The organism is Arthrobacter sp. KUASC02 (assembly GCF_059739395.1).
Genome location: NZ_AP046053.1, coordinates 1927839 through 1944876, shown reverse-complemented (window position 1 = coordinate 1944876; position 17038 = coordinate 1927839). Strand labels below are relative to the sequence as shown.

Here is a 17038-nt window from a genome sequence, read left to right as displayed (position 1 = left end):
GGTTACTTCCTAGAACGAGTGGCGGGGAACCGCACGCTCGTACTGCGGCACCCACGGCATCTCGTGGCCGAGCTCGAAGGCCGCGCGCAGCCACCAATGCGGGTCGCGGAGCGCGGCACGCGCGATGAAGACAGCGTCGGCCTGGCCCGTGGCGACGGCGTGTTCGGCCTGCCCGGCCGAGGTCAGGAGTCCCACTGTGCCGGTGCGGATGCCCGCCTCGCGCTTGATCCGGGCTGCGAACCCGGTCTGGTAGCCGGGACCGGCCGGAATCTGCTGGTGCGCCACGGCGCCCCCGCTAGAGACGTCGACCAGGTCCACGCCGTGCTCGGCGGCGGCACTGGCCAGCCTGACGGAGGCGGCGGCGTCGATGCCGCCCTCTGCCCAGTCCGAGGCGGAGATCCGCAATAGCAGCGGCATGGAGTCGGGAATGACGTTGCGAACGGCGTCCACCACGGCCAGGGTGAGCCGGTTCCGTCCGGTTTCGTCCCCTCCCCAGGCGTCCGTCCGGTCGTTGATGAGCGGGCTCTGGAACTGGTGGAGCAGGTAGCCGTGCGCGCCGTGGATTTCGATGGTGTCGAACCCTGCCTCGACCGCCCGGACGGCGGCCGCTGCGAAGTCGGCTATCACGCCGTCAATCTCTGCCGCGGTCATGGCGGCCGGTGCCGCATAGCCGTCGAATGCGCCGGTGCCGGGACCCACGGTCTGCCAGCCGCCGTCGGACGCCGGCACTGACCCCCGTTTCCCCGAGAAGGGCCAGTACGTCGAAGCCTTCCGGCCGGCGTGCGCCAGCTGGGTGCCGATCTTTGTGTCAGCGGCGCCGTAGCGGTGCACGAACGCCGTGATCCGCTGCCACGCCGCCGCCTGCTCGTCGTTGTAGAGGCCGGCGTCAAGCGGGCTGATCCGGCCCGCCGCATTCACTGCCGCCGCCTCGGTGAGGATCAGCGCGGCCCCGCCGGTTGCGAAGGAACCCAGGTGCATGAGGTGCCAGTCGTGCGGAACGCCTTCACCGGTGTCCGGCCCGCAGCTGTACTGGCACATGGGGGAAACCCAACCGCGGTGGCGGAGCGTCAGTGAGCGCAGCGCCAGCGGCGAAAAAAGTGCCGACGACATTAAAACAGCACCCGTGCCAGCCCCTGCCGCGCTTTGGCGACTCGTTCATCGGACGGGCCCACCACTTCGAAGAGCTCCAGCAGCCGTACCCGGGCAGTCTCCCGTTCCGGGCCGAAGTTCCGGCCGATGAAGCCGACGATCCGGCCCAGCGCATCCTCAATGTGGCCGCCGGCGATGTCCAGGTCCGCCACGCCCAGCTGGGCATCAAGGTTGTCCGGCTGGTCGGCGGCGAGCTGGCGCAGCGCTTCACCGTCGGGACCGGTCAGGGACTGCAGCCGGTCCATCAGCTCCACCTGGGCGAGTCCGGCCTTGGCCTCGGCATCCGCGGGCATCTCCAGCAGGGCCTGCCGGTAGGCGGCGGCCGCGGCGGCGAAGTCTCCGGCTTCAATGGCGTCGTAGGCCGCCTGGTGCAGCGGCGGCAGCGGGGCCGGCTCGGCCTCGGCAGGGGCGGCTCCGGCGCCCAGGCTGCCGGTAACTCCGTTGGCTGCGGCCACCTTCAGCAGTTCATCCAGCAGGCTGCGGACCTGCTGTTCGTCGGCTCCGCCCTGGAACAGGGGAACGGGCTGGCCCTTCACCACTGCCACCGCGGTGGGCACGGCCTGTACCTGGAAAGCCTGCGCAAGCTGCGGGAAGGCGTCGATGTCCGCGGCACCCAGGACCAGGCGCCCGCCGTAGCTGTTGATGATGTCTTCGAGGACGTTGAGCAGCTCGCCTGAAGCGGGCGAGTAGCCGGCCCACAGGCCGAAAACCACGGGCACCTGCGCCGAGAGCTCAACGAGCTGCTGGAAGTTGGCCTCGGTGACCTCGACCCGAAGCGGCTGGCCGCCGGTGTCCGGCGCGCCCGGGGCCGTTGCTGACGGCGGGACTGCGCCGGACGGCCCGGCAGGAGGGGCTGCGGCCGGCTGCCCGGCCGGCGGCGCGGTGCGCTGCTTAAGGCTGGAAAGGTCGACGGCGCCGCGCAGGTTAAGCTGGCTGGCAGCGGCCGGAGGGACTGGACGGGAGGCTGGCGAACTCATAGCCTCCACTCTAGCCACTCAGGCCGCTGCCGGTCATACGCGGAGCGGGCTACTTGAAGCTGGCCCCCACGAGTCCGCGGGTGGCGGCCACGAGCTTCATCGGATCCTTCGAGCCGGTCGGCGGGATGTAGACCGCCATGGACTCGGCGAAGTTGAGCACCATGCCCGTGCTCGTTTCCTTGCCGCCGGCCAGCACGGCTGCGTCATCCCCGATCGCCAGCTTGTCGCCCTCGGCCTTGGGCGTGCCATCGAAGGCGAAGTTCAACTTGCCCATGACCAGCGCGCCGCCGTCGGCAGTGCGGAACACCACGGTGTCCTCCGGAGACACCTTGTGCGTGAAGCTGAAGTTGCCGTTCACCCCGGTCTTAGCCACATCTGCCTGGTAGGCCAGCGTGTCGGCGATGTACGGCGACGACTGGCCCTCCACGAGCTTGTCCTTGAAGGTAGAGTCGGCCTTCGTCAGGCGGTCCCCCAGCCCGGCAAGGGCTTCAGCACCGCTGTACAGCAGGCCCGACTTGTCGTCCGCGGCCAGGGTTTCCGTTCCGGTGCGTCCGATGGCCGGGAACGTGGTGCCCGGCTGCAGCGGCGTGGTCTGCACCAGCTTGTAGTTCTCCCGCGGCGACTTCTGCACGAGGGTCAGCAGCTGGGGCACAACATTGCCTTCGCCCTGGGTCACGGCCATCACCGAACGCGGCCAGGCACGCTTGCTGGTGACAACGGTGGTCAGCAGCTTGGTGGCGCGGACCGGCATGCGCGCCTCGTAGGCGCCCACCTGTGAGCGGATCTTGTAGTTCTGTGTGCGGACTTCAAGTTCGGTGCGGTCCACCCGGGACTTGAGCTTCGCGGCATCCTTGGCGGCGTCGCCGGCGTCCACCGTGCTGGAAACCTGTTCCAGGATCCGGCGGAACTGGGCGTCCAGGAGCACCGGTGAGTCGGGGGCGGTGTCGGCCCCGGCGGTCTCGCTGCTTGACGGCGACGGCGCGGGGGTGGCCGCCTGCGCAGCCACACCGGTTCCGGCCACGATCGTGGCGGCGAGCGCAACCATGGCCACGCCGGCCCGCTTTGCGGTGAACGTTGCGGTGAAGGCGGAGGTCCCGGGCTGCTTTTCAACCGGCGGCTCGACGGGCGCAGGAGCGGCGGGCCCCGGCTTGCCGGCCGGACGGACCGCACGTGCACGGCGGACCAGCTTGTCCTTCATGGATTCGTCCGCGACGGACTCGCCGGCATCATCCCCGCCCGCTCCGGGCTTGCCGGCCTTGGGCTTGAGCACCAGCAGGGCCAGTCCGGCCAGCATGAGCAGGCCGCCCAGCACCATCAACGGCACGGCCCACGGTGTGGACGTGTCGTTGGGGAAGGTCATCGAGATGGACGACGGCGCCGGCTTGGTCCCGTCCGAGGCCAGCAGCAGCGACCATTCGCCGTCTGCCGGGGCGCTCCAGGTGTAGTTCAGTTCCCCGCTGGCATTCTCGGTGGTGACCCAGAGATCGGAACCTGCCGGCGAGGGAGCGGCGGCTTCGCCCTCCGTGTGCGCAAGCTGCAGCGACTTGCTGTCTTCGGAAACTCCGGAGACCGTGTTGTGGGCCGTCTTGCCAACCCAGGCCTCCACGTCATCGGGGCGTCCTGCTGCCAGCATGAAGCTGCCTTCGCCCTTGACGTTGATCTTGACCGTACCCCCGTGAAGGGTCCGCAACTTTTGGTCGATAACGGTCAGTGGTGCGGCGGTGCCGTCGGCGGGAGCCGTGGCCGTAACTGTCTCGGCCGGGGCCCAGATGGTCTTCTGTCCTACGCCGGCCAGCAGTGTCAGGAGGCCGAGCAGCACTAGTGCAACTGCAGTCTTGAAACGCAAAGGGATACCTATCATCAGCGGGGGTTTACTTTCAATAGTAACCGTTTTGTTACCAATGAGTCAGGTCGGGACCCGGATCACAGCCTAGGACAGCAGGCCGCGCCGGGAGTAAACCCGGGCACTGACAAGCCTGCTGATAGTGTTTGCGATGATCATCACATGGGCCGCAGCAGCGGCGCCACAGAAGGTAAAGGGCCCCCACAAGCAGTGACTGAACACACGGATTCGTCCACCCCAGGACATGACGACTCGACCGGATCCGGTGCCCAGGAAAGTCTACCGGCCGGTACCCGGCACGAGCACAAACCGCTGTTGCCGGGCCTGGCCGCGGCGGTGGTGCGCAGGCTCCGGACGCCTCTTCCCGGCGCCCAGCCCCGGCTCCGCTTCGAGATGCCTCCCGAATCCGCCGAGGACTCCGCCGAACCTGCGACCGAGACCAGCACCCGCTTTGGACATCCCGGCCCGCGCATGTCGTCCCAGCATCCCTTATATATGGGCTTCATGGGCACCGTGGGCGTGGGCCTTGCCCTGCTCGTCTACTGGATCGGCTCCAACACCACGCAGCTCCTGCTCTGGATCGTGACCGCGCTCTTCATCGCCCTGGGCCTGGACCCGGTGGTGCGCTGGCTGGAAGGACGCAAGCTTCCGCGGCCCATCGGCATCCTGGTCTCCGTCACGGTCCTTGTCTCCGCTGTTGCCGGTTTCTTCGCCACACTGATCCCCACCATCGTCCAGCAGGTCACCCAGATCGTGCAGGAAGCACCCCGCTGGATCCAGGACTTCATCGATTCGGACTTCTTCCGCAGCGTGGACGACCAGTTCGGTGTCCGGGAGCGCATTACCCAGGAACTGGAAAAGTTCGTCAACAATCCGGACGCCATGGGCGGCATTTTCGGAGGCGTCGTTGGCTTCGGATCCACGGTGGCCAACGGGCTCTTCGGAACCCTGATTGTCCTCGTGCTCAGCCTGTACTTCCTGGCCGCCCTTCCCGCCATGAAGAAGTGGGGCTACCGGCTGGCACCGCGTTCGCGCCGTGTCCGGGTCGAAGCGCTCTCTGAAGAGATCACCGGCTCCGTGGGCAACTATGTCATCGGCCAGGCCTGCGTGGCCCTGCTCAACGCGACCTTTGCGTTTATCGTGATGTCGATTGTCGGAGTCCCGTTTGCCGTCCTGCTGGCGTTCGTCGTGGCGCTCCTTGCCTTCATCCCCCTGGTCGGGGGAATGATCGCGGGTGTGCTGGTCACGCTGATCGCCCTCACCGCGGGCTGGCAGACCGCCCTGGCGTACGGCATTTGCTACTTTGCCTACCTGCAGTTCGAGGCGTACTTCATCTCGCCACGCATCATGCAGAAGGCGGTGGCCGTGCCCGGTGCCGTGGCCGTCATCTCAGTGATCGCAGGCGGCAGCCTCCTGGGCGTCCTCGGAGCGCTCATCGCCATTCCCACCGCGGCGGCGGTCATGCTGCTGGTGAAGGAAATCTTCATCGTCCGCCAGGACAAGCACTAGGAAGGCTGCCGCCTGTGCGGCAGGCTTAGGCGGCTGCGGAGGCCACGGGTCCGTTCCATTCCTGGGGCAGGCCCTCGGGCCCCGCTCCCTGCGCCGTGACCTCGTCCACGATTTCGTTGAGCACCCGGGCGGCGTACTTCTCGCCCACCCACAGGTGCTTGGCGCCGTCGACGCCCACAACGTCAGCCTGCGGCACCAGGCTGAAGCGCTCGGCGGCGGCCGCCGGCCGGAGGTAGTCGTCGTGTTCGGGAACCAGCACCTTCAACGGCTTTCCTGAGGCAGCCCATGCCAGCAGGTGCTCATCCGTGGCACGGTGCAGCGGCGGGGACAGCAGGATGGCGCCCTCCACTGCGGAGGCGACCGGCTCCGTCGCCCCGTACATGAGCGCCAGTTCCGTGCCGAACGACCACCCCACCAGCCAGCGGTTGGGAAGGTTCCGGGACGCCGCGAAGCGGACGGCCGCCTCGACGTCCAGCCGTTCACCGATGCCCTCTTCGAAACGGCCGCCGCTGGTGCCGCGGGGCGAGGTGGTCCCCCTGGTGTTGAACCTGAGGACGGCGACGCCGGCCAGTGCGGGCAAGCGGAAGGATGCCTTGCGGTACACATGCGAATCCATGAAACCGCCGTGGGTGGGCAGCGGGTGGAGGGTGATCAGCGTGGCGGTGATGTCGCCCGATTCCGGGACGGCGAGTTCGCCGACGAGGACGCAGCCGTCCTCCGTTTGGATTTCCACGTTCTCCCGGCGGGCCGGCAGGACTGTTGAAGCCCGGATAGCTGTTGCTTCGGAAGGCTGGCTGAAAACGAACGACGCCGGGTCAAAAGTCATGACTAACAGCTTAGCGATAGCGGTACGTGCGTGACGTCCAGCAGTTGGAGTGCCAGTGCCGCCGTTCCGACAGCCCCGCGGCCGCACCGAACAGATGGTCCTCGGACCAGACCACCAGGTGTTCGACGCCGGGCAGGACCGCGGTGGAGCAGCCCGGGCAGATGTAGGACTTTTCGGCCCGTTTGGCCGTCATGGTGCGCACCATCCACTCGCCGTCGGGGGCGCTCTCCCGCCGTGAGATCCCCGACCTTGCCCGCTCCAGGTCCAGTTCCGGCACGGGGCCGCCGGCGTGCTTGCGGCTGGCCTGTCCCAGTTTTCCGGAGGCGGCACGGCGGGGGCGGTTGGAACGGGGCATGCCTCCATTCTGCCCCAGGCCCGGGCGCCGCGCTGTTCCTGCCTTGCACCCAGACGGTAGTGTTTACCGGGTGCGTTTAGTCATAGCCCGATGTTCTGTTGATTATGTAGGCCGGCTCAAGGCCCATCTCCCCCTTGCCACCAGGCTCCTGCTGGTCAAGGCCGACGGGTCCGTCCTGGTGCACTCCGACGGCGGCTCCTACAAGCCGCTGAACTGGATGAGCCCCCCGGCCAGCCTTCGGGTTTCCCTGCCGGATGAAGTGGACCTGGAGCTCGGCGTCACCGAGCAGTGGACCGTCCAGTCCGCCAAGACCGATGACCGGCTCATCATCAATATCCATGAGCAGCTGCACGACACTTCCCATGAGCTGGGCCAGGATCCCGGACTCATCAAGGACGGTGTAGAAGCCGACCTGCAGCGGCTGCTGGCCGACCAGATCGAACGGCTCGGAACCGGCTTTTCCCTGATCCGCCGGGAGTACTTCACCGCCATCGGCCCGGTGGACATCCTGGCCAGGGATGCAGACGGCGCCACAGTCGCCATCGAGCTCAAAAGGCGGGGCGACATCGACGGCGTCGAACAGCTGACCCGCTACCTTGAGCTGCTCAACCGGGATCCCCTGCTGGCACCCGTCCGGGGCATCTTTGCCGCGCAGCAGATCAAACCGCAGGCCAAGGTTCTGGCTAACGACCGCGGGATCGACTGCGTCACCCTGGACTACGACGCCATGCGCGGCGTTGACGACAGCGAATCCCGCCTCTTCTAACGGGCCCGCCCCAATAGGCAGCGCGTCAATAGCCGGGTGCTCTGCATAACGAAGCGGTTCACGTCGGCTTTACGCAAAATTTATCGAATTCCCCCTTTTACCCGTTGACCTGACGCACCCCACATGAAATTCTTATCTAAGTCTTTGTGTAGGTGTTTTTCATGCTCGCAAGACATGTTGCGAGCGCGAAGCTTCGTCAGCTAGTGTCCGGTTCCACCGGGCGGCAAGCCAGGATTCTTCTCGCGGAGTGACCAAGTGCGGCACGAAGTGTGCCGGACTTAAGCAAGTTCCATAATGAGGAGATATACATGGCACAGGGAACCGTCAAGTGGTTCAACGCTGAAAAGGGCTTCGGCTTCATCACCCCGGACGACTCCGATGGCGATGTCTTCGTTCACTACTCGGAGATCCAGACCGGTGGGTTCAAGACCCTCGACGAGAACCAGCGCGTTCAGTTCGAAATCGGCCAGGGCGCCAAGGGCCCCCAGGCTACCGGCGTAACTCTGGTCTAGTCCCGCTTCGGATCGCCGCCTTCGGCGGCGTCCTGCGAAAAAATGATCCCCGGCACAAGTGCCGGGGATCATTTTTTTGCGCTTTATCCATTCATCTGCCGCCGCATTGTTTCTTGTCACAAATGTTTTCGGAATCTGAAAACATGGCTCCGATAATCGTTACCCCGCCGTGCGCAATTAGCCCACCAAAGTCCTCAGCAGCCGTGCGCTCTGGCGGACCGAGAGTCCGGGCAGGTAGGCGCGGCTCAGCGCCCGCCCAATGGCGGGCAGCTGCAGCGGATCCTGGTAGTAGAGGTAGAGCGTGCGGTAATCGGGTTTGAACCGTGATTTGAAGGTGGCCAGGGAGCGGAATCCGTACACCGGCTCCAGTGCCCGTCCCACCACGTCCAGGATTGCCGTGAGGGCGTCGGGCTCCCCCACTGACCCCCGTTCGGCTTCACTGCCCGGGTCCGGCCCAGGGTCCTGCGCCGCGCCGCCCGCCGCCTCGTCGGCAGGCTCCTTGGCCAGCGGTGAGCCGGACAGGGAAATAACTTCAACCGAACTGCGCAGCTCCAGCACGGCGGAGGCAATGAGGAACTCCATGGCGCCGGGGAGACCGTTCTCCCGCCGGCGCATGAAATCGAGCGTCCAGCTGACCACGCGCCCCTCATCGAATACCGGGAGCCAGCTGGTGACGCCGTGCACCAGGCCCTCGGCGTCGACGGCGACGCAGCACAGCACGTCGTCGTCCATCAGTTCGTCCATGCCGCCGAGCGTAAAGCCCATCTCCGGAACGGACTTCTGCGCAGCCCATTCCTCGGATACTTCCAGCAGCTGGGCGCGCAGGACCGCCGGGAAGTCGCTGTACCGTCCCCAGACCGCCGTGACGCCGGTCTTCCGGGCACGGTTGAGGGCAGTCCGGACGTTCTGCCACTCCTTGCCCTTGAATTCAAGCTCCCTGACCGCCAGCCGGGTTTCCTGGGCCACAGCCACGCGACTGAACCCGCGGGACTGGAGCAGGGGCCACAGCCCGTCAGTGCAGGAATAGAAGCAGGGCACCATCGCATGTTCGGCGCAGTACCGCATGAAACCGGCCGCGGCTTCCTCCCGCAACGCGGCATCACCGAAGGGGCCGCCCAGCGTCAGGGCCACGCTGCCGTGCTGCTGGTAGGCAACCCCGGCATCCAGGCCGGGCGTGAACCAGTATTTGTTCGGTTCCCAGAGCGCCATCCAGGACAGGGAGTCACCGCCCCGCCGCACCAGGCGGCGGGCCACGTCCCGCTCCTCAACGCCGGCACCGGCACCGTGGTGCTGCCCCAGGAGCACCACCCAAACTCCGGCCAGTGCGACGGCCCAGAACACGATGCCCGAGTAGGCAAACAGGAAGGCCTCAACCGATTGCCGGTCCTGGAAGATCCGGTTGTACAGGCTGGGGATGGGCACCGGAAGATACTGGCGTGCCAGCTCGGCCGCCAGACCGGAGGGTCCGCCGTCGCGCGCCATTCCACCGGCTCCCAGCCAGGCAACGGTATAACTGCCGGCAAGTGCCACCCAGGTCCCTACCAGCACCCTGGTCAGGTTGCGCCTTGCCACCGCCGAGGTTTCCACCCTGAACTGGCGCCTGTTGATCCACAGCAGCATCACGAGCAGCAGCGGAACCGCCACGAGCGGGAGCACGTGGACGAACCCTGAGCCCATGACGGCCGTGTGCGGCCGTTGCGGGTAGTGCGGGATCCGGGCAAACAGGGTGAGGTACACGGCGGACAGCGCGGTGACGGCCAGCTGGACTCCGATCGTGATCCGCCAGGCAAGCCGGCGTCCGCGACGCAGCCCGTCGGCGCAGATCAGCAGGAGCAGCACCGGCACCACCGCCAGGGCAAGGCCCAGCGGTCCGGCGAATCCCGTCCGCCCGATCTCCAGGCAGTTCACGTCCACCGTGCCGCCGCAGTTTTGCTCCAGCTGGCTGAGGGTGGGCAACGGGTTCAGGACGACGTCCCGCAGTAGCGCCAGTGGCCCGGTGGGGCTGCGGACGGCGGCCGTCAGTATGGGCCCAACGGCGAAAATTCCGACGATCAGGGCCAGCAGGTTGCGCGTCTCGCGGCCGGTGGAACGGTGCCGGTGGAGGGTTCCCTGGTCGCTCTGGATCCACCAGCCGGCGGCAAGCCCGGCGAGTGCCCCCAGGAATCCCACTACGGTCTCCGGATGCCCCACGTAGAGGACAAGCAGCAGCGACGCCGAGACAATGCCCGTGCGAAGGCGCCGTTGCCAGAGGGTGGGCACGAGCCCGCTGGCCCCAAGGACGGCGGCGAGGACAGCGGCGTACGGCCCGATGAGCCGGGCGTCCACCATGAGCCCCAGCCATCCGTCGCCGGCATAGCGGGCCAGCTGCGTGAGCAGCAGGAACAGCGAGACGGCCGCGAACTGCCCGCCGAAGAAGAACCCTGCCGTCCGCAGCGTGCCAAGCCTGCGCTCGGCGAGTCCCAGCAACAACAGAATCATGAGTCCGGCCGTGAGATAGGCAGCAGGGTTCGTGGCGAAAAACAGTGAGGTGAACATGGACCACCAGCGGCCGTCCTTCAGCGCGCCGGCGTGCACGGATGCGACGTCAAGGAGGGCCTCCGGCGGACCGGACAGGAAGCTGTTGGTGGCCGCGCCCGCACCCAGGAACAGGCCCAGGACGACGAGGGTGAACGGCACGGCCTTGAAATGCTGCCGGATACGGCGCAGCGCTCCCAGCATGACATCGGCCCAGGTGACGCTGCCGGCAGCCGTTGACGCCTTCCTGCCTGGTTCCGCAACGGCCTCCCGCTGGTTCGTCATGGCCGGATTCCCCAGCGGGCCGCCACGAAGTCGAGAGCGGCAGGAAGGCCCTTGGATGCGGCCTCCCAGGAATGGCCGGTGTTGACCACCGGTTGCGCCTCAACGGTGAAGCCGGCACGGCTGGCCGCAGCCGACAGTTCATCCATGTAGGCAAGGAATTCCGGATCCCTGGAACCTGCCCCGAAATAAATGGCATGACCCTCGAAACGCGTATTCTGCATGATGCTCAAGGGAGTCAGGCGGTCGAAGGTTGCCACGTCGCCCCCGAACGCCGCGTCGACAGTCTTCTGCCGTTCCTTGGCAAGCGCCGGCTCACGCTCGCTGGAAAATGCGAGCACCGAGGCGTAGACGTCGGGATGGCGCGTGCCCATCTGCAGGGCGCAGGTGGCTCCGAAGGAAAAGCCGCCGGCGGCCCATTGCCGGTGGTCCGGATCAACGTCAAGGGTCTGCTCGATCCACCGGGGAACATCCCGGGCGAGAAAAGTGTCCGCGTTGGCAATGCGGCTGTCCATGCAGAGGGTGTTGGCCGACGCGGTACCGTTCGGATCCACCACCACGGCAACCGGGGCCACGCCGTCGTGATCCTCTGCGAAGCGGTCCATCCTGCTGCGCAGGGCCCCGCCGGTGAGCCAGTCCGACGGCCCGCCGGGCTGGCCGGAAAAGAGGACCAGCACGGGAAGGGCGGGACGGGGTGTGGCCTGGTAGGCGGGAGGCAGGTAGACGTAGGCCTCGCGGCTGCTGAAGCCCGAATCAGTGCCAGGGATGACGGCCTTCCTCACCACACCGTCCGAGGGCATGCCTTCCGGCGGCCGCCAGGCGTTGAGGGCGACGGGGGCAGCGGCCGCAGCCTGACGCATGAGTCCGGCTTCGAGCGGCTGGATCCTGGCCACGGCGGTTCCCATGAGGTCGCTGACCGTATGGTTGAGGCCGAAGTAGGCGTTGATCTGGACAGCGCCGAGCAGGCACACCCCGAGCATGGCTCCCGTTGCGGCTGCCCTTCCCCGCCATGCTGTGCTTCCCCGCCAGGCACCACGGTCTTTCGCAGGGGAAGCACGCCGGAGATTCCAGAGCCGGAGCACCCACAGGAATAAGCCAAAAACCATCGCCACGAACCACGCGAGCACTTCGCGCGGGAGACTCTCGGGCAGGGTCGAAAACGTGTACAGCAGAAGCCAGTGCACCGCGGCGACGGCGCCTGCGGCCAGCAGGAGGGCGGCTCCGGCGCTCAGGAGCCAGCGGCGTCCGCGGCCCCATAACAGCCAGCCGAGGCCGGCAGCGCCGGCGGCCCAGGCAAACCAGAGCAGGGGTCCATCGGTGAGATGGACGTCAGCGATAAGGTCCACCGGCGTTAACGCCAGGTGCCCACACCGATGACCGGCCCGGCTTCAAGCCACGAGGACAGTCCGGTGTAGGCATCGAACTTCATGGCCAGCAGGACTTCCTGGCCTTCGTAGTGGAGTTCCACGATGACGGAGTCGGGCTGGACTTTCACGAGTTCCGCCTCGGTGGGCTGGCGGCGGCCCACCAGTTCCAGCGAACTGCGCCGGAAAGTGTATTTGGGGCGGACACTGAGCGAGAGCAGCTTGAACCACTCAAGGTCGTTGTCCTGATAACGACAAACCCCCATCTGCCAGCTTTTTCCAGCCGTGCAAATGGAGGCGTCCACTGTGCCCAGGGCACGCCGCAGGTTAAAGCGGCGTACCCCGGACAGGCACAGTGCAAAAATCAGCAACGCAAAGACTGTTGCCAATGCGATGAACGGAAAACCAGGATCGTTCATCAAGGTCGTGCTAGCGGATCCCCGCGGTAGCCGCTTCACCCATTTGGGCGTTGTCAGCAACTATGACCACCCTGTTGTTGTCGACGGAGAAGAATCCGCCATCGACAACCACAGCAATGCGCTCACCGGAAACAGGCTCAATGGCCAGTTCACCTTCGGCCAGAATCGCCAGCAGGGGCGAGTGGCCGGGCAGGATTCCGATTTCACCATCGCTGGTGCGGGCCTTGACCATCTTGGCCGCTCCGGACCACACGAAGTGATCCGCTGCGACAATCTCAACCTCAAGCTCAGCCATATTACTTGGTCTGTTCCTGGATCTTGGCCCACTGGCGCTCAACGTCATCCAGGCCGCCGACGTTGAAGAACGCCTGCTCTGCAACGTGGTCAAGCTCGCCGTCGCAGATAGCGGTGAAGCCTTCAACCGTGTCCTTGATGGAAACGGTGGAGCCTTCGACGCCGGTGAACTGCTTGGCAGTGTAGGTGTTCTGCGAGAGGAACTGCTGGATACGGCGTGCACGCGACACGACGATCTTGTCCTCTTCAGACAGTTCGTCAACACCGAGGATGGCGATGATGTCCTGGAGTTCCTTGTTCTTCTGCAGGATCTGCTTCACACGGACTGCCGTGTTGTAGTGGTCCTTGCCGATGTACTGGGGATCCAGGATTCGGGAAGTCGACGTCAGCGGGTCCACGGCCGGGTACAGGCCACGCGAAGCGATTTCACGGGAAAGTTCCGTGGTCGCGTCAAGGTGTGCGAACGTGGTGGCCGGAGCCGGGTCGGTGTAGTCATCCGCGGGAACGTAGATGGCCTGCATCGAGGTGATGGAGTGGCCCTTGGTGGACGTGATGCGCTCCTGGAGGAGGCCCATCTCGTCAGCAAGGTTCGGCTGGTAACCCACGGCGGACGGCATGCGGCCGAGAAGGGTGGAAACCTCGGAACCTGCCTGCGTGAAGCGGAAGATGTTGTCGATGAAGAGCAGCACGTCCTGGTTCTGCACATCGCGGAAGTACTCCGCCATGGTCAGCGCCGACAGCGCAACGCGCAGACGCGTTCCCGGCGGCTCATCCATCTGGCCGAAGACAAGGGCGGTGTCCTTGAGGACGCCGGCCTCTTCCATTTCAACCCAGAGGTCGTTACCTTCACGGGTACGCTCGCCGACGCCGGCGAACACCGAGGTGCCACCGAAGTTGCGGGCAACACGCGTGATCATTTCCTGGATCAGAACGGTCTTGCCGACACCGGCGCCGCCGAAGAGGCCGATCTTTCCACCCTTGATGTACGGGGTGAGGAGGTCGATGACCTTGATGCCGGTTTCCAGCATCTCGGTGGAGCCTTCGAGGGTCGCGAAGGCGGGAGCCTTGCGGTGGATGGCCCAGTGGTCCGAAGCCTGGATCTCGGACTCGTCAACGTCAAGCGGCTTGCCGAGGACGTTGAAGATGTGACCCTTGACGCCGTCGCCGACAGGCACGGTGATGGGCGAGCCGGTGTCCACAACGTTGGTACCGCGGACGAGTCCGTCAGTAGCCTGCAGGGAGATGGCGCGAATGAGGTTGTCACCCAGGTGCAGGGCAACCTCGAACGTGATGGTCTTGGTCTCACCGTTGAGAGTAATCTCCGTGGTGAGTGCGTTGTAAATCGAGGGGATTGCGTCAGCCGGGAATTCGACGTCGACAACCGGGCCAATAACACGTGCAATACGGCCGGTAGCACCGGACGTTGCGGCTACGTGTTCGGTAGCGGTGGCAGTCATCTCTCTCACTTCACTCAGTAGATGGCGTGGGGGTTAAGTTTATCTTTTGGTGCAGGTACAGCTGGATCCGCAACCGTGCTGGCTAGGACGCGCTCAAAGCGTCGGCGCCGGCCACGATTTCGGAAAGCTCCTGCGTAATTTCAGCCTGGCGGGCAGTGTTGCGCAGACGCGTGTACTTCTTGATGAGGTCCGTGGCGTTGTCACCGGCAGACTTCATCGCCCGCTGACGGGCTGCGAGCTCGGAAGCTGCTGCCTGCAACATTGCGGCGAAGATACGTGATTCGATGTAGCGCGGCAGCAGTGCGTCAAGCACCTGCTCCGTTTCCGGTTCGAACTCGTAGAGCGGCAGGAGGTCCGATTCGGACTGTGCCTGCTCTTCGACGACCTCGAGGGGAAGCAGTCGGATGACCGTAGGTTCCTGCGTCACCATGGACTTGAAGCGGGTGTACACGACGTGGATCTCGTCCACGCCGTCCTCTTCGTACGCGGTGGCAAAATCCTCCAGCAGCGCTGCGCCGATTTCCTGCGCGGTCGCAAACTCCGGTGAATCCGTGTTGCCGGTCCATACCCGTGCGTAAGGACGGTTGCGGAAATCGAAGTACGCCTGTGCCTTGCGGCCGACAACGTACGTTTTGACTTCCTTGCCTTCCTCGTGAAGCAGCTCGGTGAGGCCTTCCGCCTGCTTGAGCACACTTGCCGAGTAGGAACCTGCAAGGCCACGGTCCGAGGTGATGACCAGGACGGCGGCACGGCGGATCTGCTCGGGCTCGGTGACCAGCGGGTGGTCGATTTCACTCTGGCTAGCGACAGCAGAAACGGCACGCGTAATCGCGTTTGCGTAAGGCAGTGAAGCCGCTACGCGTGCGCGGGCCTTGCCGATGCGCGAGGTAGCGATCAGTTCCATCGCCTTGAAGATCTTGCGCATCGACGTCGTCGAGCTGATCTTCTGGCGGTAGACCCGAATCTGGGCTCCCATACTTATCCTTTCCTAAGATCCCGGTGGCCGGGACTGCCGGAACCCGTCGGGGTCCCGGCAGTCCCTGCCAGCGAAACTAGCGCTTCTGCTTGACGATTTTTTCCTGGTCGACCTGCGCCTCGTCGATGGGGGCATGTTCCTCGTGCCCCGCACCAACCAGGAGGTTGTCGCCCTCGCCGAAGAAGCCCTTCTTGAAGGCCACGATCGAGGTCTTCAGTGCTTCTGCGGTGTCATCGTCCATGACGTTGGTCTGTGCCAGCGTCGTCAGGATGGAGGACTTGTGCTTCAGGTGCTCCAGGAACTCGGTCTCGAAGCGGTTGATGTCCTCAACCGGAACGTCGTCCAGGTAGCCGTTGGTACCGGCCCAGATGGAAACAACCTGATTCTCGACCGGGAACGGCGAGTACTGGCCCTGCTTGAGCAGTTCCATCAGGCGTGCGCCACGGGTCAGCTGCTGGCGCGATGCGGCGTCGAGGTCCGACGCGAACATTGCGAATGCCTGCATGTCGCGGTACTGGGCCAATTCCAGCTTCAAGGTACCGGAGACCTTCTTCATGGACTTGACCTGTGCTGCGCCACCCACGCGGGAAACCGAGACACCCACGTCGACTGCGGGACGCTGGTTGGCGTTGAAGAGGTCCGACTGCAGGAAGATCTGGCCATCGGTAATGGAGATCACGTTGGTCGGGATGTAAGCGGAGACGTCGTTTGCCTTGGTCTCGATGAGCGGCAGGCCGGTCATCGAGCCGGCGCCCAGCTCGTCGGAGAGCTTGGCACAACGCTCCAGCAGGCGGGAGTGCAAGTAGAAGACGTCGCCCGGGTAGGCTTCGCGTCCCGGCGGGCGGCGGAGCAGCAGTGACACTGCACGGTAGGCCTCGGCCTGCTTGGAAAGGTCATCGAACACGATGAGGACGTGCTTGCCGCCGTACATCCAGTGCTGGCCAATGGCCGAACCGGCGTAAGGGGCCAGGTACTTGAAGCCTGCGGGGTCGGACGCGGGGGAAGCCACAATGGTGGTGTATTCCAGTGCGCCGTTGTCCTCGAGCGTCTGGCGAACAGCCGCGATGGTGGACGCCTTCTGGCCGATGGCCACGTAGATGCAGCGCACCTGCTTGGTGACATCTCCGGAAGCCCAGTTGGCCTTCTGGTTGATGATCGTGTCGATGGCGATTGCCGACTTGCCGGTCTGGCGGTCGCCAATGATCAGCTGACGCTGGCCGCGGCCGATCGGGATCATGGCGTCGATAGCCTTCAGACCGGTCTGCATCGGCTCGTGCACCGACTTGCGCTGGGTCACGCCGGGCGCCTGGAGTTCCAGTGCACGAGTGGTTTCAGCCTTGATCTCGCCGAGGTCATCGATCGGCTGGCCCAGCGGGTCAACCACGCGGCCGAGGAAGGCATCGCCAACCGGCACGGACAGAACCTGACCCGTACGGTGGACTTCCTGGCCCTCTTCGATTCCGGTGAAGTCACCGAGGATGATGACACCGATTTCGCGGACGTCGAGGTTCTGGGCCAGGCCCAGCGTGCCGTCTTCGAAACGAAGCAACTCGTTCGCCATGACCGAGGGAAGGCCCTCAACACGGGCGATGCCGTCACCTGCGGTGGTCACACGGCCGACCTCTACGCGCTCTGCGTTTCCGGGTTCGTAGGACGCCGCGAACTCGTTCAACGCAATACGGACGTCGTCGGCGTTGATGGTCAATTCGGCCATCTGCAGTCCCTGCTCTCCTGTTTTCGTGATCATCGTTGTCACGATGACCGGGGTTTCTATCAGTTAAGTTGTGCTTGTCCG

General features: G+C 65.3%; 15 protein-coding genes. 3 read left to right on the top strand and 12 right to left on the bottom strand.

Annotated features, from left to right (window positions below; translation table 11 throughout):
* Window positions 1-9: 9 nt before the first annotated feature.
* The 3 genes from AC6JAC_RS08880 to AC6JAC_RS08870 are packed head-to-tail and all read right to left on the bottom strand — an operon-like array spanning window position 10 to window position 3987.
* Window positions 10-1110, bottom strand: coding sequence for an NADH:flavin oxidoreductase/NADH oxidase (locus AC6JAC_RS08880; RefSeq protein ID WP_454698871.1), 1101 nt, complete (start codon window positions 1108-1110; stop codon window positions 10-12).
* A complete protein-coding gene (locus AC6JAC_RS08875; protein ID WP_497964336.1) occupies window positions 1110-2126 on the bottom strand; it encodes a co-chaperone YbbN in 1017 nt (338 codons plus the stop codon). Before AC6JAC_RS08875 ends, AC6JAC_RS08880 begins: the two co-directional genes overlap by 1 nt.
* Window positions 2127-2175: 49 nt before the next feature.
* Window positions 2176-3987 carry a hypothetical protein gene (locus AC6JAC_RS08870; protein WP_497964334.1) on the bottom strand — a complete coding sequence of 604 codons (1812 nt, stop codon included), beginning with the start codon at window positions 3985-3987 and terminating at the stop codon, window positions 2176-2178.
* 192 nt (window positions 3988-4179) lie between these two features.
* Here AC6JAC_RS08870 and AC6JAC_RS08865 point away from each other — a divergent pair, with 192 nt between their 5' ends.
* On the top strand, window positions 4180-5478 hold the full coding sequence (locus AC6JAC_RS08865; RefSeq protein WP_028270084.1) for an AI-2E family transporter: 1299 nt from the start codon (window positions 4180-4182) through the stop codon (window positions 5476-5478).
* 25 nt (window positions 5479-5503) lie between these two features.
* Here AC6JAC_RS08865 and AC6JAC_RS08860 read toward each other — a convergent pair whose 3' ends face one another.
* Both AC6JAC_RS08860 and AC6JAC_RS08855 read right to left on the bottom strand, forming a co-directional pair.
* Window positions 5504-6304 (bottom strand): alpha/beta hydrolase, encoded by an 801-nt coding sequence (locus AC6JAC_RS08860; protein WP_497964332.1) that lies wholly within the window; start codon window positions 6302-6304, stop codon window positions 5504-5506.
* Between the two features lie 10 nt (window positions 6305-6314).
* Window positions 6315-6659: an Rv1322 family protein gene (locus AC6JAC_RS08855; RefSeq protein WP_028270086.1), complete on the bottom strand. Its 345-nt coding sequence runs from the start codon at window positions 6657-6659 to the stop codon at window positions 6315-6317.
* Window positions 6660-6729: 70 nt separating this feature from the next.
* Between AC6JAC_RS08855 and nucS the strand changes: the two genes are divergently transcribed.
* Window positions 6730-7425: an endonuclease NucS gene (nucS, locus tag AC6JAC_RS08850; RefSeq protein ID WP_028270087.1), complete on the top strand. Its 696-nt coding sequence runs from the start codon at window positions 6730-6732 to the stop codon at window positions 7423-7425.
* A gap of 308 nt (window positions 7426-7733) precedes the next feature.
* Window positions 7734-7937: a cold-shock protein gene (locus tag AC6JAC_RS08845; protein WP_011692441.1), complete on the top strand. Its 204-nt coding sequence runs from the start codon at window positions 7734-7736 to the stop codon at window positions 7935-7937.
* Between the two features lie 177 nt (window positions 7938-8114).
* Here the strand turns inward: AC6JAC_RS08845 and AC6JAC_RS08840 are convergent, their stop codons facing one another.
* The 7 genes from AC6JAC_RS08840 to atpA form a co-directional block, all read right to left on the bottom strand.
* Window positions 8115-10736 (bottom strand): bifunctional lysylphosphatidylglycerol flippase/synthetase MprF, encoded by a 2622-nt coding sequence (locus tag AC6JAC_RS08840; RefSeq protein WP_497964330.1) that lies wholly within the window; start codon window positions 10734-10736, stop codon window positions 8115-8117.
* Window positions 10733-12079, bottom strand: coding sequence for an alpha/beta hydrolase (locus AC6JAC_RS08835; RefSeq protein WP_497964328.1), 1347 nt, complete (start codon window positions 12077-12079; stop codon window positions 10733-10735). Before AC6JAC_RS08835 ends, AC6JAC_RS08840 begins: the two co-directional genes overlap by 4 nt.
* 5 nt (window positions 12080-12084) lie before the next feature.
* Window positions 12085-12516: a DUF2550 domain-containing protein gene (locus AC6JAC_RS08830; protein WP_028270090.1), complete on the bottom strand. Its 432-nt coding sequence runs from the start codon at window positions 12514-12516 to the stop codon at window positions 12085-12087.
* A 10-nt stretch (window positions 12517-12526) separates the two neighbouring features.
* Entirely contained in the window at window positions 12527-12811 is a 285-nt protein-coding gene (locus AC6JAC_RS08825; protein ID WP_011692445.1) for a F0F1 ATP synthase subunit epsilon, read from the bottom strand.
* Window position 12812: 1 nt separating this feature from the next.
* Window positions 12813-14267, bottom strand: coding sequence for a F0F1 ATP synthase subunit beta (gene atpD, locus AC6JAC_RS08820; RefSeq protein ID WP_011692446.1), 1455 nt, complete (start codon window positions 14265-14267; stop codon window positions 12813-12815).
* Window positions 14268-14349: 82 nt separating this feature from the next.
* Entirely contained in the window at window positions 14350-15243 is an 894-nt protein-coding gene (locus tag AC6JAC_RS08815) for a F0F1 ATP synthase subunit gamma (RefSeq protein ID WP_028270091.1), read from the bottom strand.
* A gap of 76 nt (window positions 15244-15319) precedes the next feature.
* Window positions 15320-16957 carry a F0F1 ATP synthase subunit alpha gene (gene atpA, locus AC6JAC_RS08810; RefSeq protein WP_028270092.1) on the bottom strand — a complete coding sequence of 546 codons (1638 nt, stop codon included), beginning with the start codon at window positions 16955-16957 and terminating at the stop codon, window positions 15320-15322.
* Window positions 16958-17038 lie beyond the last annotated feature (81 nt).

Coding starts and splice junctions, on each gene's coding strand:
- AC6JAC_RS08815 (WP_028270091.1), bottom strand. CDS start 15,243: ATGGGAGCCCAGATTCGGGTCTACCGCCAGAAGATCAGCTCGACGACG.
- AC6JAC_RS08880 (WP_454698871.1), bottom strand. CDS start 1,110: ATGTCGTCGGCACTTTTTTCGCCGCTGGCGCTGCGCTCACTGACGCTC.
- AC6JAC_RS08830 (WP_028270090.1), bottom strand. CDS start 12,516: ATGAACGATCCTGGTTTTCCGTTCATCGCATTGGCAACAGTCTTTGCG.
- AC6JAC_RS08860 (WP_497964332.1), bottom strand. CDS start 6,304: ATGACTTTTGACCCGGCGTCGTTCGTTTTCAGCCAGCCTTCCGAAGCA.
- atpA (WP_028270092.1), bottom strand. CDS start 16,957: ATGGCCGAATTGACCATCAACGCCGACGACGTCCGTATTGCGTTGAAC.
- AC6JAC_RS08825 (WP_011692445.1), bottom strand. CDS start 12,811: ATGGCTGAGCTTGAGGTTGAGATTGTCGCAGCGGATCACTTCGTGTGG.
- AC6JAC_RS08840 (WP_497964330.1), bottom strand. CDS start 10,736: ATGACGAACCAGCGGGAGGCCGTTGCGGAACCAGGCAGGAAGGCGTCA.
- AC6JAC_RS08845 (WP_011692441.1), top strand. CDS start 7,734: ATGGCACAGGGAACCGTCAAGTGGTTCAACGCTGAAAAGGGCTTCGGC.
- AC6JAC_RS08870 (WP_497964334.1), bottom strand. CDS start 3,987: ATGATAGGTATCCCTTTGCGTTTCAAGACTGCAGTTGCACTAGTGCTG.
- atpD (WP_011692446.1), bottom strand. CDS start 14,267: ATGACTGCCACCGCTACCGAACACGTAGCCGCAACGTCCGGTGCTACC.
- AC6JAC_RS08875 (WP_497964336.1), bottom strand. CDS start 2,126: ATGAGTTCGCCAGCCTCCCGTCCAGTCCCTCCGGCCGCTGCCAGCCAG.
- AC6JAC_RS08855 (WP_028270086.1), bottom strand. CDS start 6,659: ATGCCCCGTTCCAACCGCCCCCGCCGTGCCGCCTCCGGAAAACTGGGA.